Consider the following 15,311-nt stretch of genomic DNA (forward strand, 5'->3'; position numbering starts at 1 on the left):
GCGCCTGCGGTGCCACCGCCCAATCGCCAACCGGCGAGCCGGGGACCCAGGTACGTGGGGTGAATCCGCGACAGCGGTAGGGGCCACTTCCGCCCCGAACCCGTCAGCTAACCCGGTCGGCGGTCGACGGAAGGGAACATTGTGACGGCACCCCTACGCCGCTGGTTGACACCCGTGGTGGCCGTGCTCGCTGCGCTGACCGTGTTCGCCGGCCCCCTCCCGGCCCACGCCGCCCCGACGACCCCCACACCGTCCGGGCACGAAGAGGAAGACGAACCCAAGCTCCTCACCGACGTCATCGAGCAGACCAACCGGGACTACGTGGCGGCCAAGTCCAAACTGGACAAGTCCAAGAAGCGGCAGCTTGAGCTGGCGGTGGAGGTCCAGCGGGCCAAGGCCGACCTGGACGCGCTGGCCCCGCAGGTCGCGCAGATCGCCGCCCAGTCGTACCGGACCGGACGGGTCGGCGCGATCGCGATGCTGCTGGAGAGCGACGCCCCGGACTCGTTCGTCCGCCGAGCCGCGGCGCTCGACGAGATGAACATGGTCAACGAGAAGAAGCTCGCCGAGGTCAACGCGGTCAAGTCCCGCGCCGAGCAGGCCAAGCTGGCCCTCGACGCGGAGATCCGCGAGCAGCAGAAGCAGACCGCCCTGATGGCGAAGGACAAGCGCGACGCGGACAAGGCGCTCGCGCTGGTCGGCGGTCAGGGTTTCACCGGCGGTCTGGTCGACGCCGTCTCGCCGGTCGCCCGGATCGGCCCGGGTCGCACCGCCGACGGTGACTGGAAGCCGCAGTCGTGCAGCGAGGACGACCCCACCACCTCCGGTTGCGTCACCCCGCGCACCCTGCACGCGTACAAGGAGGTCAAGCGGGCCGGCTTCAACCGGTTCGTCGGCTGCCACCGCAACGGTGGCCCGTACGAGCACCCGAAGGGCCGCGCCTGTGACTGGTCGTTGCAGAAGAGCGGCTTCAGCCCGTGGCACAACAACGACACCCGCATGTACGGCAACAACGTCGCCGCGTTCCTCATCCGCAACGCCGACCGCCTCGGCATCTACTACGTGATCTGGAACCGGCAGATCTGGTTCCCGGCGACCGGCTGGAAGTCGTACAGCGGGCCGTCGAACCACACCGACCACGTCCACATGTCGATGCTCTGATCCACCCGACGAAGTCCGAGGGCCGTCCCGCATCAGGCGGGACGGCCCTCGTCGGGTCAGGCGCGGCGAAAGCCGCCGGGCGGCAGTTGTCGGGTCAGGCGGCGGCGGAGGCTGCCGGGTCGTCCGAGGTCGCCGCATCGGCCGGTACGGGGGTCACCGGGCGCACCACGCCGGCGGCGAGCCGGTACGACATGCCCACCACCGCACACCGCCCCTGCGCCACCTCGCCGGCCAGCACGGGCGACTGCCCGAGCAGCGTCTCGACGGTCTGCGCGATGTGGATGTCGACGATGCCGTCGATGTCGTCCACGCCCTCGGCGGCGGCACGTCGCAGGCTGGGCACCACCGCGTCGACGACCGCGGGAAGGTGCCCCGGGGGCGCGACACCGGTGGCGGCCGCCTCGCGGGCTGCCTGCACGGCACCGCACGAGTCGTGGCCGAGGACCACCACCAGTGGAGTGCCGAGCACGGTCACGGCGTACTCCACGCTGCCCAGCACCTCCGGGCCCGCGGTGTGGCCGGCCGTCCGGACCACGAAGAGGTCGCCAAGCCCCCGGTCGAAGATGATCTCAGCGGCCAGTCGGGAGTCGGAGCAGCCCACGACCACCGCGAACGGGTGCTGCCCGTCGGCCACGGCGGCCCGGTGCCCGGCGTCCTGGTTGGGGTGGCGCGGCGCCCCGCTGACGAAGCGCCGGTTGCCGGCGGCCAGCTCGGCGTACGCTCGGGCCGGCTCGGTCGGCGTCGACGCTCGATCGGCGGCCCGCTGCGGACCGGGCTGCCCTCCAGGCGTACCGGAACGGCTCATTCCCGCACCTCGTCTCCACGCGTTTTACCTGCTCAAGAGGCTCTTCAGCCGGGCCGGCGGTGGGCGCTGGCTCGGGCTCAACGGTCACACGCACCGCAAGATGCGTCAAGATATGCGTGATTTAGATTTCATACGTAGACCCCGAACCGGCCCTTCGGTCGTTGGGACCGGGCCGGCCCGTCGGCACCTGGCCCGACCCCTCTGGCGGGCACGCGGGTGAAGCGGACAACCGGAGAGGCGGCTCCACGATGACGAGCGCGGCGACGGCCGGAGGCGGCCGGAACTGGACGTTCCTCACCAACCACGGGCATGTGCTGCTGGCCATCGCCCGCGATCCCACAGCACGACTGCGCGACGTGGCGGCCGAGGTGGGCGTCACCGAACGGGCCGCCCAGGCCATCGTCGCCGACCTGGAGGCCGGCGGTTACCTGCACCGCACCCGGGTGGGGCGCCGCAACGAGTACACCCTGAACCCCGCCGGCCACTTCCGGCACCCCGCCGAAGCCGATCGTCAGGTCGGCCACCTGCTCGCCCTGTTCGCCGAAACACCCGCCGACGACGTCTCCTCCCGACCCTGACCGTCGTCGTCGCACGCCCGCGTCGAACGGCGAGCCCGGACCCGCGTCGCACGCCGGCCCCGAACGGCGAGCCCTGACGTCGTTCCACGCCGGCCTCGAACGGCGAGCCGTACCCGCCCGGCCGGCGTCGTCGCGCCCGAAGCTGAGCGAGGTCACCGTTCCCGCCCCGAACGGCGGTCGCCGGGCGCTGCCCGACGCGGTGCAGCGGTAATCTCTGCGGGTGCGCGAATGCCTGCCGCCGAGCGCGACCCATCCGTCCCGCCGTGGCGTCCGAGCTGTCCTCAGTGGAACGCTGGCGGTCCTGCTCGGCGCCGCCCTGGTGGTCCCCTCCTCTCCGGCGCTAGCGGCGGCGCCCACCTGCGGCCCGGCCGGCGAGGACGGCCTGGTGCAGATGCCGTGGGCGCTGCGGAGGGTGGATCCGGCCTCGGCGTGGCCGCTGTCCCGGGGCGCCGGGGTGACGGTAGCGGTCATCGACTCCGGGGTCTCCGCCATCCACCCGATCCTGAAGGGTCAGGTGCTGGAGGGCCGCGACTTCAACAACCTGCCGGCTAACCGGGGGCAGTGTGACCTGGCCGGTCACGGCACGATGGTCGCCGGCATCATCGCCGGCAAGGACGGCACGGGGGTGCCGTTCAGCGGTATCGCCCCGGCGGCGCGCATCCTGCCCATCCGGGTCCTGCCGGACGCCAAGGGCACCAACGACGAGGGGCTACCCGGGCAGATCGCCGCAGCCATCGACTGGGCTGTCGACAACGGCGCCGACGTGATCAACCTGTCCCTGGTGACCCTGCCCCGCCCCGAACTGGCACAGGCCGTCGAACGCGCCCTCGCCAAGCGGGTGGTGCTGGTCGCCGCCGCCGGCAACCGGCAGGAGACCCAGGAGGACAGGCCCGCCTACCCGGCGGCGTACCCCGGGGTGATCGCCGTGGGCGGCGTGGACGAGCAGGGCGGGCACGTGGGCACCTCGGTCAGCGGCACCTTCGTCGACGTCGCCGCGCCGGGACTGAACATCGTCGGCCCGGCGCCGGGTGGATCCGGCTACCGCGCCGAACCGACGGGTGGCACCAGCTTCGCCGCCGCGTACGTCTCGGGGGTGGCCGCGCTGGTTCGGGCCGCCTACCCGGATCTCACGCCGGAGCAGGTCGCCGACCGGTTGGAGCGGACGGCGGACAACCCGCCGCAGGGGCGCAACGCCGAAGTCGGCTACGGCGTGGTCAACCCGTACCGGGCGGTGTCGAGCCTGCTGGGCACCCGCACCAACCCGCCGGTTGACGTGCTTGCCGCACCGGCCCCGGCGGCCGATCCGCTGAGCTGGCAGCGCTCCGTCGCGATCTGGGCCGCCGCGGTGGGGGCTCTGCTCGCCGTGCTGCTGCTGATCACGCGACCGATCATGGCGCGTGGCCGCCGACGCGGCTGGCGGCCCGGCCGACGTACCGACGAACCGGTCACCGGCTGAGCGTCGGCTCCGCCGCCGCAACGGTCGGCCCCTGAGACACGTCACGGCGCTGCTGCGGTCGACCGCAGCAGCGCCGTGACGCGAAAGGCTCAGCGCAGGATGCCGGAGGTGCCACCGCCGTCGGCACCCCACACGTCCTCGTCCTCCTCCAGCCAGGTGTTGCGGGCGGTGTCCTCCTCGCCGTAGCCGGCACCGCCGCCCGTCCCGGCCACGCCACCGGCACCGCGAGCGCCAGCGCCACGCCCGGCGCCACCCCGACCGGCGCCGGCGCCACCGGCGGCACCACCCATCCCGGGTGCCATGCCGCCGCCGCCCAGCTTGCCGCCCGCTCCGAGTCGGCCACCGGCGCCCCGGCCACCGCCACGACCGGCACCTGCCGCGCCGCCGCCCATCATCGGGCCCATGCCCGGCGAGACCGCCCGGCCGAGCGCGCCGCCACCCGCGAGAGCACCGGCGCTGCCCAGGCCGCCACCGCCGCCGCCGACCCCGCCGGACGAGCCCAGGCCGCCCGAGCCCAGGCCGCCGCCTCCGAGGCCGGAGCCGAGACCTGGCGAACCGCCGCCACCCGCACCGGCGAGGCCACTGCTGAACTGGTCGTCCGCACCGCCGACGCCCGGGACGCCGCCGGTGCCCGGGTAGTTACCGGTGCCGGGGTCGTAACCACTCGACAGGTCGGGGTGGGCGCTGGAACCGCCCGGCAGGTTGCCGGTGTCCGGCATGCCTGTGGCGCCGATCGAGGGCGTGGCACCGAGGCTCCCGGTGGACGGGCTGCCGCCGAGCTTCGGCACACCACCACCACCGCCACCGCCACCGCCGCCGTTGTCCAGCTTGGGTATCTCGTGCGTCGGTTCCTTCGTGCCAAGCGGGCCAGCATCGCCCGGGGTGCCAGGCGCGATGGCCTGGTAGTCGCCGCTCACCTGCTCGTAGACGCGGGCCGCGTCGTCCGACTGGTCGTTGATCCAGTCGGCGATCGCGGTCACCGGGTCGAGCCAGCCCAGGAAGTCCGGCGAGACCTTCGCCTCGAAGAAGCCGACCCCGAGGGTCAGCTTCGCGTTGCGCGCCTCCAGGACGTCGTTGACGCAGGTCGCCGGGATCGGGAAGTCCCGCTGGGCCGCGGTGAGCTTGTCGGCGGCGGTCTTGAGCGACTGGACGATGCCGGTGCCCTTCTCCGCGTCCGCCACGATCTGCCCGGTGTCCTTGGAGATCTGCTCGATGTGGCCCTTGAACGCTTCGTACGCAGGACCCTTCCAGGTCGTGCCCAGGTCCTTGATGTTGGTGTCGAGGCTCTGCTTGACGTTGTTGAGATTCTTGATCAGCTGTTCCCAGCCGAGGGCGGCGCTCTCCACGTCACCAGGCCGGCCGTCGATGACGACCTTCTGGCACATCTCTTCCCAGCTCAGGCCCACCTTCGTCCTCCCCCGTCCTAGCGGCCGTCGCCGTTGCCGGCCACGTCGCCGAAGACACGCTGCATGTCGGCGGCGGACATCCTGTTCTGTTCCTCCGCCGTCTCGTAGTTCTGCTTGACCTGGCGCAGCGCCTCCGCCGCGTCGTACAGGTTCTGCGAGAGCCTCCGGACACCTGACTCGGTGCCCTGGTAGAGCCCCTGGTGCTTGGCGGCCAACCGGGCCGCCCAGTCGAACCCGCCGAGCGGGCTCGGCTGGCCTCCGGCCCCACCTGCCACGCCGCTGGCCGCGCCACCCATCAGGTCCTGGATGTCGACCATGTCGTAGGACAGCTTGTTCAGGTACGCGGCGTGGGTCTCCAGCCAGGTGATGGCCGAGTCCAGGCTTGTCGCGTCCCACTCGGTCTTGACGCCGGCCTCACCCGGCGCGGTGACCAGGCCCTTCGGCGTTGCGGCGTGGTTGACGTTGTCGATCTCCAAGCCGGTCACGGCCAGACCCGCCGTCGGCACCCCGCCGACCGGGACCGGGATGTAGAGGTCGTCGTTCACGTACCGTTCCGGCTGGGTGGTTCTGTCGTCCGTCATCGGTCCCCTCCCCGAAACCCTGACTGGTGGCCTGCGTTCACTGCTGCTGGTGGCCGGGTGGCGGCGGGCCCGAGCCCGGCCAGCCGGACGGGCCCGGCGGTGACGCCGGAGCGGTCGGTGCCGGCGGATAACCAGGCGCGGGATGGCCCGGCGGGTACCCCTGCCCCGGCTGGCCCGGCGGCGGACCGTAGCCCGGAACGGGCTGCGGCGGCGGACCGTACCCGGCCGGTGTCGGCTGGGTGGCGGGCCAGCCTGGTGGCGGCATGCCGGGTGCGCCTGGGTACGGGCCGACAGCGGCCGGCGATGGGCGCCGCCTGCGGCGTCGCAGCACCACCAGCAGCACGATCAGCCCGATGATCGGAACGCCGAGGCAGAGCCCCACCTGGACGATCGCGCCGGCCTTGTTCGAGACCCCGAACTCGACCGCCGGCCCGTCGTCGTCACCGGGGCGCGCGGCGCTGCCGGTGCGGGTCGGGCCGGCCGGGCGGCCCGCGCCCTCCAGGAGCGGGTTCGCCGTGACGGCGGGCACCGATCGGGTCAGCGCGGCGACCGGATCGACCCTGCCGAAGCCGAACTGCGGGTCCCGCCCGGCCCGCCCGGCGTCGCGGGCGGTTCTGATCAGCCGGTTGACGACGTTGGCCGCGTCGAGCTTCGGATACTCCGAGCGGACCAGCGCCACCACCCCGGAGATGAGGGCGGCCGCCGAACTGGTGCCGCTGCCCAGCCCATAGCCGTTCGGCGAGACGCCTTCGGGCGCCGGCGCGATGATGCTGTCCATCGGACTGGCGATGACGGTCTCCGGCCCCTGCACCGACCCGGCGAAGAAGCCACCCTGCTTGCCGAACCCGGAGACGGCGACGACGCCGGGGATGTTGGCGGGCGAGGTGACCTGTCGGTCGCCCTGCTCGACGTTGCCCGCGGAGGCGACCACGACGGCATCCTTGCTCAACGCGTAGTTGACGGCGTCCACCACATCCGGGGAAGCCGCCCTGTTGCCACTGCCGAGCGAGAGGTTGATGACGTCAGCGCCGTTGTCCGCGGCCCACCGGATACCCAGGACCATGTCCTGTTCGTTGAAGTTCGCGCCCATCGCGACGGGCAGGATCTTCGCGGCCGGGGCGATGCCCAACACGTGCATCTCGCCCCCGCCGCGCCCGGCGATGATGCCGGCCATCGCGGTGCCGTGCCCCTTCACCTTGTCGTCGTCACGCCGCCCGTCCGGGGGAGCCATGGCGTTGGTGCCGTGCCCCGCGAGCACCTGCCCGCGCAGGTCGGGATGGCTGGCCTCGACGCCGGTGTCGACGACGGCGACCACGACGCCAGCACCCTTGGTGATCTTGTGGGCGGCAGAGATCTTGAGGTAGTCCAGGTACCACTGCTGAATGCCCCGGACCGTGTCGGCGGCCTGGGCCGGCGCCGGCGCGACAGTCACCGCGGGCGCCAGCGCGGCGCACAACGCCAGCACTGCCGCGCCCATGGCCCGTGTCGATCGGAAAGGCTTCCCCGTACGCATCGCTCTCCCAGTACCTCGCCGACGCCAACGCAGTGCGGCTCCGGCCCGGTCGAAGCCGGACCGGAGCCGCACCGGTGATTGTGTCAGCCCCACACCTTGGAGTTGCTCATCTCGGTGGAGACGTAGTTCTCGCGGGCGATACCGACGGCGCCGCCGATCTCGTTCAGGATCCGGTTGATGTCCCGGACCGACGAGTCCCACTTCGCCTGGTGCTGCTCGTAGGCGGTCCGGTCCTCGCCCTCCCACTGCAGCTTGGACAGCATCGACCGCAGCGTGTCGAGCTTCTCGTCGATGGTCTTCGAGATGGCCTGCATCTGCTGGTTGCTGCTCTCGAGGACCGCGTAGTCAACCTTGATCGTCACGACTTCCTCCTCTGCTGGCTATGGATCACGGGTTGAGAGCAGAGTGGAACTTGTCCAGCATCTGCTGCTGCTCCTCGTCGTTGACCTGGTGCGTCGTACCCGACTTGTCGAGCAGGTCCGCGATGTTGTCCATCGCGGTCAGCAGGTTGACGGTGTCCTCGTTCCAGCGCGTCATCAACGACTGGAACCCCGTGGACGCCTGACCCTTCCACGCCATGGCCAGGTCGTCGACTACGTTCCACAGCTTCTTCAGCTCGCCGTCGACCTCGCTGCGCGTGGACCGCACGTCACTCGCGGCGGTATGCAGAGTCGCAGCTTCGACCTCGAACGCCATGCTTCACACCCTTCCGTCATGTTGTGGCGGCGGCTTTGCCGCGCCCCTCCCCCGCGGCAAGGCAGCAACACCCCACCGACGGACACTCCAACTAAGACCGTAGCGGAATCCGTCCAGCCACCGCAGCCCTGGCTGGTCGTGTTCGATGGATGGCGGTGAATCGCGTCGCACCTGCGACCCGTTCGGACGGGAATCCGACCCGAACGGCCCCGCGACCGCGCGTCGCCGCCGTCGACACTGGACCGCCCGACTCCGCCAACCCCTGTCTGACGGCTCGGTCAGGCCGGCTCGGACCAGGCGGTCTGGATCAACTGCTGGCCGTCGCGTCGACGGACGAGCGTGCCCCGCCCGGGCGGCTGCGGACTCGGACGCAACGTGCCGAAGACCGCGCCCTCCTCCCGGTTGCCGGACATGAGCAGGCCCGGCGAGTCCAGCTCGCGCAGTCGTTGCAGTACGGGTTCGTAGAGCGCCCGGGACACCCCGCCGACCCGACGCGTGACGATCAGATGCAGACCGATATCCCGGGCCTGCGGCAGCAGCTCGTGCAGGGCACTCAGCGGGTTGCTGCCACCGGAGGCCACCAGGTCGTAGTCGTCCACCAGGATGTAGAGGTCGGGGCCCTTCCACCAGCTGCGGTCCCGCAGCTGGGCGGTGGTCACGTCCGGGCCCGGCAGCCGGTTGGACAGCGCGCTGCGGATCGAGCCGAGCCCCTGCGCGAACGCCTGGTTGGACGGCGCGTAGTCGAGCAGGTGATCGCCCTCCACCGCGCCCAGCAGCCCACGGCGGTAGTCGGCGATCACCAGCCGCGCCTGGGCCGGCGTGTACCGCTCGGTGATGCCCCGGGCGATCAGCCGCAGCAGGTTGGTCTTGCCGCACTCGGCGTCGCCGAAGACCGTCAGGTGCGGCTCGTTCGCCAGATCCAGGTAGACCGGCGCGAGCGCCGACTCGTTGACGCCGATCGGCAGGCCGGGGGCCGACCGGTCGATGATCCGGGCCAGCTCGGACACCGGCAGCCGGCGGGGCAGCAGCCGCACCTTCGGCGCCGGGCGCCCCGGCCAGTTCGCCGCCACGTGCCCGGCGAGCGCGACCGACGCCTCGCTCAGGTCCTCGATGTCGCGCCGACCGTCGATCCGCGAGATCGCGGTGAGGAAGTGCAGCTTGTCCCGGGTCAGACCGCGACCGGGCGACTTCTCCGGCACGTTCATCGCCGAGCGCCGGTCGATCTCGGACTCCGCCGCGTCGCCCAGACGCAACTCCAGCTTGGTGCCGAGCAGATCACGCATGTTGATCCGGATCTCCGCCCAGCGCACCGCCGTGAGCACCACGTGCACCCCGAAGCCGAGGCCCCGGTTGGCGAGCGTCGTGATGGTCTGCTCCAGCTCCTCGTAGTCCTGGCGCAGGGTGTTCCAGCCGTCCACCACCAGGAACACGTCGCCGAACGGGTCGTCGGCGAACTCGCCGGCCGCCCGGCGACGGCGGTAGCTCGCCACCGAGTCGATGCCGTACTGGGCGAAGCGCGTCTCCCGTTCGTCCAGCACCGCGACGACCTCGGCCACCGTGCGCCGCACCGCCTCGATGTCGCGCCGGCCGGCCACCCCGGCCATGTGCGGCAGGCGTTCCAGGCTGCGCAGCGCGCCACCGCCGAAGTCCAGGCAGAAGAACTGCACCTCACGCGGCGTGTGGGTGAGCGCCAGCGAGGCCAGCAGCGACCGCAGCATGGTGCTCTTGCCGCTGAGCGAACTGCCGACGATCACCACGTTGCCGCCGGCGCCGGCCAGCTCGACCATCATCGGGTCGCGGCGCTGCTCGTACGGGCGGTCGACCACGCCCACCGGCACGGTGAGGCGACCCCGGCCCGGCCAGGACGCCGTGCACAACCCGTAGGTCGGGTCGACGGCCAGCGGGCCGAGCAGCTCGCCCAGGCCCGGCGGTTCCGCCAGCGGCGGCAGCCACACCTGGTGCGCGGGACGGCCCCGGCCCTTGAGCTGGTCGATCAGAACGTCGAGCATTGCGACGGCCTTGCCGTCGGCCGGCTGCTCCGGCTCCGGCATGGCGTCCACCGACACCTGCGTGGCCTGCGCCGGGATGAAATTGACGCCGTACGGCACGATCCGGCGCTGCACCAGGGCCTGCGACGCGGAGGCCTGCTGGCCGGGCGCCCGGTACGGCCCCGAGACGTACGCGGCCCGGAATCGCAGCATGGTGCTGGTGTCCGTCTTCAGGTAGCCGTGCCCGGGCGCGTTCGGCAGCTCGTACGCGTCCGGCACGCCGAGCACGATCCGGCTCTCCACCGCCGAGAACGTCCGCAACCCGATCCGGTACGACAGGTGCGTGTCCAGACCACGCAGCTTGCCCTCCTCCAGGCGCTGCGACGCCAGCAACAGGTGCACACCGAGCGACCGACCCAACCGGCCGATCATCACGAACAGGTCGATGAAGTCCGGCTTCGCCGCCAGCAACTCACTGAACTCGTCACAAATGATCAACAAGCTCGGCATCGGCGCCAACGGCTCACCGGCCGCCCGCGCCTTCTCGTACTCGAACCGGGACACGTAGTTGCCCGCCGCCCGCAACAACTCCTGCCGGCGCACCATCTCACCGGCCAGCGCGTCACGCATCCGGTCGACCAACGGCAACTCGTCGGCCAGGTTCGTGATCACCGCGCTGGTGTGCGGCAACGCCTCCAGGGAGGCGAACGTCGCACCGCCCTTGAAGTCCACCAGGACGAAGTTCAGCTCCTCGGACGAGTGGGTCACCGCCAGCGCCGCCACCACCGTACGGAGCAGCTCGCTCTTGCCGGAGCCGGTCGCGCCGATGACGAGGCCGTGCGGGCCCATACCCTCGTGCGCCGACTCCTTGAAGTCGAGTTCGACGACGTTGCCGTCCGGGCCGACGCCGAGCGGGATGCGCAGCCGGTCCCGGTGACCGCGCGGCCGCCAGGTCTGGTGCACGTCCACGGCCGCGGCGTCGCCGACGCCGAGCAGGTCGGGCAGTTCCGTGCTGCGGGCCAGCGGCTCCTCGTTGCTGGTCTGCTGCTGCGACAGCCGGTACGGCGCGATCTGCCGGGCCAGCCCCTCGGCGGCCTCGGCGGTGAGCCGGTCGGGCCGGCCGAGCCGCGAGGACGAGCTGCCCCGGATCAGGTCGAGGGTGGTGCCGTCGCCCACGTCCAGGCAGAGCAGCCAGCGGCCGGCGTCGCGCGGCACCGTCCCGGAGAGGTCGATCAGGGTGACACCGAGCAGCCCCTGGCCCACCAGCTGGCAGGTCGGGGAGATCTCGCCACCGTCGACCACCACGACCACGTGTGGCGCGGTGGTCAGCGCCTTGGCCTCGGCGGCGAACCGGGGTCGCCCGGCCAGCTCGCCCGCGAGGGACTCCTCGGCCTCGGCCAGGCTCGCGAAGACCAGCCGACGTGCGCCGGCCGCGTCCGTGCGGCCGCTGTGGTGGGCGTGGGGAAGCCACTTCACCCAGTTCCAGGCGGGCTGCCGGTCGGGCGCGGCGACCACGGCGACGACCAGGTCGTCCGGGGCGTGGAACGTCGCCAGTTGACCCAGGGCCGCCCGGGTCAGGTCGAGCACGGGCTCACGGTCGCCGCGCAGCACCACCCGGCTGAACGCGCGCACCGACAGCGCGGTGGGCAGTTCGGGCACAGTGGTGTGTGCGCGGACGAACCGACGCAGCGCGATGGCGCTCATCGGTTCCAGGTCCTCGACCGGCTTGGTCTCCGGGGGGACGATCTCCACGGCCAGCCGCTGCGGGCCGAGCGCGATCCTGGTCTCACCGAAGTCGGGCTCGGTGATCCGCCGCTCCCACAGCCGGCGCGACGCCGCGATCGACCAGAGCGCGTCGGGCTCGGGGTGCCGCCAGTTCATCGCGTCCCGCTGCTGGGCCGCCGCTCGCCGGGTGCGCTTGCGCATCTGCGCCAGGTAGCGCATGTAGTCGCGGCGGTCGGCGTTCAGCTCGGCCTTGTCATTGCCGCCGTTGCTGAGCGAACCGATGGCCATGCCGAGCATCGAGACGCCGAACAGGCCACCCGCGACGTACGTCATCATGCCGCCGCCCCGGCCGGCGTAGAGGAACGCCATCGCACCGACACCGCAGACCATCGGCAGGATCATGAGCAGTTGCCCCATCCCGCGGGGCGTCGGCTCGGGCAGCTCGGGCGGGGACTCCAGCACCACCTCGCCGCGCGGCAGGGCCGGCCCCGGCTGGCGCGGAGGTCGGCGGAACACGACCGTGCTCACGGCTGTCTCCTCCCCAGAAGCGGCCCTGCTGTCGTGCCGGCGCGGCCCGAAGCCCGCGGGTGGGCACTGTACGTGCCCGTCATCGTAGGTAATCTCCCGTGGGCGCGGTGCACCCGCACCGCGGGATCCCGGCCCGCCGATCGTAGATGGACACCAGGAGGCCACTGTGGCGACGAAGACGGCGACCGGTGGTCTGAGCCGGATCACCATTGTGGCCCCCCGTACGCGGATGGATCTGGCCCTGCCGTCGGACGTGCCGATGGCGGACCTTCTGCCGACCCTGCTGCGCTACGCCGGTGAAGACCTGGCCGACGACGGGGTGCGGCACGGCGGCTGGGCGTTGTCCCGCCTGGGTGGTGCACCTCTGGACGGTGGTCGTACGGCCGCGCAGCTCGGTGTCCGCGACGGCGAGGTGTTGTACTTCAACCCCCGGTCCGCCTCCGCTCCGGAGGTCGTCTTCGACGACGTGGTGGACGCGGTCGCCACCGCGACCACCCAGCGGCCGGGTTCCTGGCAGGTCGGGGCGACCAGGTCGTTCGCGGTGCTGTTCGCCGCGGCGGCGTTCGGCGCCGGCGCCCTGGCCGCTCTGTTCACCGGCCCTCCCCACCTGCCCGGCGCGCTGGCCGCCGTGCTGGTCGCGGTGGCGCTGCTGGTCGGCGCCGCGGTGCTCGCCCGGGCGGCGGGTGACAGCGGCACGGGCTCGGTGCTGGCGATGGTCGGGCTGGTGTACGCGGGCACCGGTGGCCTGCTGCTGCTCGCCGGTGACCGCAAGCTGACCGAGCTGGCCAGTCCGCACGTCCTGCTCGCGGCCACGGCCGTGGTGGTCGCCGGGGCGGTGGCCGTGGTGGCCGTCGGTGACCGGTACCCCCTCTTCTTCGCCGCGATCGGGGTGGGCGCGGGGACGGGTCTGGGCGCGCTGCTCTGCCTGACCCTCGACCTCGACGCCGCCGCCGGGGCCGCGATCGTGGCGGCTGTCGCGTTCGGCGTGGTGCCGGCGCTGCCGATGGTGGCCTACCGGCTGGCCCGGCTGCCGGTGCCGTCGATCCCGACCGGTCCGGACGATCTGAAGACCGACAGCGAGTCGGTGAACGGGCGGCAGGTGCTCGAGCGCAGCGACCGGGCGGACCAGTTCCTCACCGGTCTGCTGTGGACGGTGGCGGTGCTGGTGCTGGGCGCGCAGCTGGTGCTGGCCCTGGACGGCCGCCTGCCGGCGGTGCTGCTGTGCCTGGTGCTGGCCCTGCTGTCGCTGCTGCGGGCGCGACCGCTCCTGGGTCGGGCCCAGCGCGTTCCGGTGCTGCTCGCCGGCACCGTCGGGCTGGGCCTGGCCGCCGCGGCGACCTTCGCCGGTGGGTCGCTCGCGGTCCGGCTCGGCCTGGTCCTCGGTGGGCTGCTGCTGGCGGCAGTGGTCAGCCTGATCTACGGCCTGACCGTCGCCGGCAAGCGCATCTCGCCGGTGTGGGGTCGGCTGCTCGACATCGTCGAGATCATGCTGATCATCGCGCTGGTGCCGCTGGCCGTCTGGGTCTGCGGCCTGTACGGCTGGATCGTCAACCTGCGGCCCTGACCGGGGAGCAGTCAGCTCGCCGTCAGCGGGACTGCCGCCGGCCGGCGCCCACGGGCGCCGACGCGACAGGCGCGCTGGCGTAGACGCCCGGGCCGTGCTGCCCGTCCAACGGCCGGGCCGGCGTGCCCGCGCGGTGCGCGACCTCCCGGACGACCTTGACCAGCGCCTCGACGTGGTTGTCCATGGCCGCGACCCGGAGCAGCGGCGTCGCCATGCGCCCGCCGGGCGCCACCGCGGCGGCCACCGTGTGCGAGGGGGCCGACGTTGCGGTGATCGCGTCCACCAGCGGACCCAACGGCGCGTCCGGGCGGCCCCGCAGGGTCAGGCAGCGGTGCGTCCAGCCGCCGCCGCCCAGCCCCCGCCAGCTCTCCGTCGGCGGCTCGGGCACCAGGTCCAGCCCGGCGGCCGACACCACTGCGGCGCGCAGCTCGTCGCGACCCAGCGGCCGGTGGGCCAATCCGGCTGCCGTCAGCGCCTTGCCCAAGCGGCCGATGCCGGCGGCCAGCGTGCGGTGGACACCGGCCAGTCCGCCGCCTCGGCTCACCGTCTCGATCCGTGCGTCGTGGACCGTGAGCCGCAGCGCCACCCAGACGGTCCGGTGCGCCGCCGGCGGCGCACCGGGGGCCGGATACCAGACCAGGGTGTGCGCGACCACCTGGGCCCTGGACACCGGGGCCGAGAAGTCGGCGAGCACCCGCAGGGCGCGGTCCACGGTCGCCGCGTCCACCGAACCGACCGCGTCACCGGTGGCCGGTTGCAGCGCGACCGCGGCGAACCAGCCCTGGTCGTCCTGCCCGATGCCGAGCCGGGTGCCCCGGTCGGTCAACTCGATGACGCCCAGCTCGGGTGCGAGCGCGGCCAGCCGGGGGTCCACGGCGGTGCCGTCGGCCAGCGCGACCGCCGCCCGCTCACGGCGGTGGCGCAGCCGGCGACGCAGCAGCACGTCGTCGAACCACCAGCGACCGCCACGGCGGGCGAACGCGGCCACCACGACCGCCACCGCCAGGGCGGCGACCGTGGCGAGCAGCCAGCTCGGCCCGGCCGTCGCGGCCCAGACGGCGATGGCGCACACCTCGAGTACGACGAGCTGGCCGACCAGCACCGGACCGATGCGACCCCGGACCGGCCGGTCGGCCGCCGGGGTGACCCGCGCCGGGACGTCGGACGGCCTCGTGACCGCTCGGGCGGGTGGCGCCTGAACCTGCGTCATCGCTGACAGTCCCTCCTGGACGGTACGACTCTGCGCCGGGTCGGCCCGGCACCGATCCGGCGGCGGCCCCGAGGACCCGCCGTCGGCCCCTTATCGTAGG

Annotated in this window: 12 protein-coding genes and 1 riboswitch; of the genes, 4 read left to right on the top strand and 8 right to left on the bottom strand. The window is 72.7% G+C overall.

What is annotated here, in order from left to right; translation table 11 throughout:
- The first annotated feature begins 6 nt into the window (after positions 1-6).
- Positions 7-137: riboswitch (cyclic di-AMP (ydaO/yuaA leader) on the top strand.
- A gap of 4 nt (positions 138-141) precedes the next feature.
- Complete coding sequence (locus tag ACLQ27_RS29895) at positions 142-1,161, top strand: coiled-coil domain-containing protein (protein WP_234589620.1); 1,020 nt, start codon at positions 142-144, stop codon at positions 1,159-1,161.
- Between the two features lie 94 nt (positions 1,162-1,255).
- Here ACLQ27_RS29895 and ACLQ27_RS29900 read toward each other — a convergent pair whose 3' ends face one another.
- Complete coding sequence (locus ACLQ27_RS29900) at positions 1,256-1,966, bottom strand: carbonic anhydrase (protein WP_357490948.1); 711 nt, start codon at positions 1,964-1,966, stop codon at positions 1,256-1,258.
- Positions 1,967-2,214: 248 nt separating this feature from the next.
- On the opposite strand from ACLQ27_RS29900, the gene ACLQ27_RS29905 reads away from it, so the two are divergent.
- Both ACLQ27_RS29905 and mycP read left to right on the top strand, forming a co-directional pair.
- The gene (locus ACLQ27_RS29905) at positions 2,215-2,544 is read left to right on the top strand and encodes a helix-turn-helix transcriptional regulator (RefSeq protein ID WP_234589616.1); all 330 of its coding nucleotides are present in this window, start codon (positions 2,215-2,217) and stop codon (positions 2,542-2,544) included.
- Between the two features lie 220 nt (positions 2,545-2,764).
- Positions 2,765-4,000, top strand: coding sequence for a type VII secretion-associated serine protease mycosin (gene mycP / locus ACLQ27_RS29910; protein ID WP_357490950.1), 1,236 nt, complete (start codon positions 2,765-2,767; stop codon positions 3,998-4,000).
- A gap of 89 nt (positions 4,001-4,089) precedes the next feature.
- On the opposite strand, the gene ACLQ27_RS29915 is transcribed toward mycP, so the two are convergent.
- The 6 genes from ACLQ27_RS29915 to eccCa all read right to left on the bottom strand — a co-directional run bounded on the left by ACLQ27_RS29915 (position 4,090) and on the right by eccCa (position 12,437).
- Complete coding sequence (locus tag ACLQ27_RS29915; protein WP_357490952.1) at positions 4,090-5,406, bottom strand: WXG100 family type VII secretion target; 1,317 nt, start codon at positions 5,404-5,406, stop codon at positions 4,090-4,092.
- A 17-nt stretch (positions 5,407-5,423) separates the two neighbouring features.
- Positions 5,424-5,987, bottom strand: coding sequence for a hypothetical protein (locus tag ACLQ27_RS29920; protein ID WP_357490954.1), 564 nt, complete (start codon positions 5,985-5,987; stop codon positions 5,424-5,426).
- 37 nt (positions 5,988-6,024) lie between these two features.
- On the bottom strand, positions 6,025-7,464 hold the full coding sequence (locus tag ACLQ27_RS29925) for a S8 family serine peptidase (RefSeq protein WP_357490956.1): 1,440 nt from the start codon (positions 7,462-7,464) through the stop codon (positions 6,025-6,027).
- 119 nt (positions 7,465-7,583) lie between these two features.
- The gene (locus tag ACLQ27_RS29930) at positions 7,584-7,862 is read right to left on the bottom strand and encodes a WXG100 family type VII secretion target (protein WP_354855539.1); all 279 of its coding nucleotides are present in this window, start codon (positions 7,860-7,862) and stop codon (positions 7,584-7,586) included.
- Between the two features lie 25 nt (positions 7,863-7,887).
- Positions 7,888-8,196, bottom strand: coding sequence for a WXG100 family type VII secretion target (locus ACLQ27_RS29935; protein WP_234590029.1), 309 nt, complete (start codon positions 8,194-8,196; stop codon positions 7,888-7,890).
- A 278-nt stretch (positions 8,197-8,474) separates the two neighbouring features.
- Positions 8,475-12,437: a type VII secretion protein EccCa gene (eccCa, locus tag ACLQ27_RS29940; RefSeq protein ID WP_357490959.1), complete on the bottom strand. Its 3,963-nt coding sequence runs from the start codon at positions 12,435-12,437 to the stop codon at positions 8,475-8,477.
- A 166-nt stretch (positions 12,438-12,603) separates the two neighbouring features.
- Between eccCa and eccD the strand changes: the two genes are divergently transcribed.
- Positions 12,604-14,001, top strand: coding sequence for a type VII secretion integral membrane protein EccD (gene eccD, locus ACLQ27_RS29945; protein ID WP_357490961.1), 1,398 nt, complete (start codon positions 12,604-12,606; stop codon positions 13,999-14,001).
- 22 nt (positions 14,002-14,023) lie between these two features.
- Here the strand turns inward: eccD and ACLQ27_RS29950 are convergent, their stop codons facing one another.
- Positions 14,024-15,211 carry a type VII secretion protein EccE gene (locus ACLQ27_RS29950; protein WP_357573481.1) on the bottom strand — a complete coding sequence of 396 codons (1,188 nt, stop codon included), beginning with the start codon at positions 15,209-15,211 and terminating at the stop codon, positions 14,024-14,026.
- Positions 15,212-15,311: the final 100 nt, after the last annotated feature.

The sequence above is a fragment of the Micromonospora sp. DT63 genome (assembly GCF_049841615.1).
Taxonomy (GTDB): domain Bacteria; phylum Actinomycetota; class Actinomycetes; order Mycobacteriales; family Micromonosporaceae; genus Micromonospora.

Bases quoted from the DNA above. Each gene is read 5' to 3' on its own strand.
- ACLQ27_RS29905 (WP_234589616.1), top strand. From the start codon at position 2,215: ATGACGAGCGCGGCGACGGCCGGAGGCGGCCGGAACTGGACGTTCCTC.
- ACLQ27_RS29920 (WP_357490954.1), bottom strand. From the start codon at position 5,987: ATGACGGACGACAGAACCACCCAGCCGGAACGGTACGTGAACGACGAC.
- ACLQ27_RS29950 (WP_357573481.1), bottom strand. From the start codon at position 15,211: ATGACGCAGGTTCAGGCGCCACCCGCCCGAGCGGTCACGAGGCCGTCC.
- ACLQ27_RS29925 (WP_357490956.1), bottom strand. From the start codon at position 7,464: ATGGGCGCGGCAGTGCTGGCGTTGTGCGCCGCGCTGGCGCCCGCGGTG.
- ACLQ27_RS29935 (WP_234590029.1), bottom strand. From the start codon at position 8,196: ATGGCGTTCGAGGTCGAAGCTGCGACTCTGCATACCGCCGCGAGTGAC.
- ACLQ27_RS29900 (WP_357490948.1), bottom strand. From the start codon at position 1,966: ATGAGCCGTTCCGGTACGCCTGGAGGGCAGCCCGGTCCGCAGCGGGCC.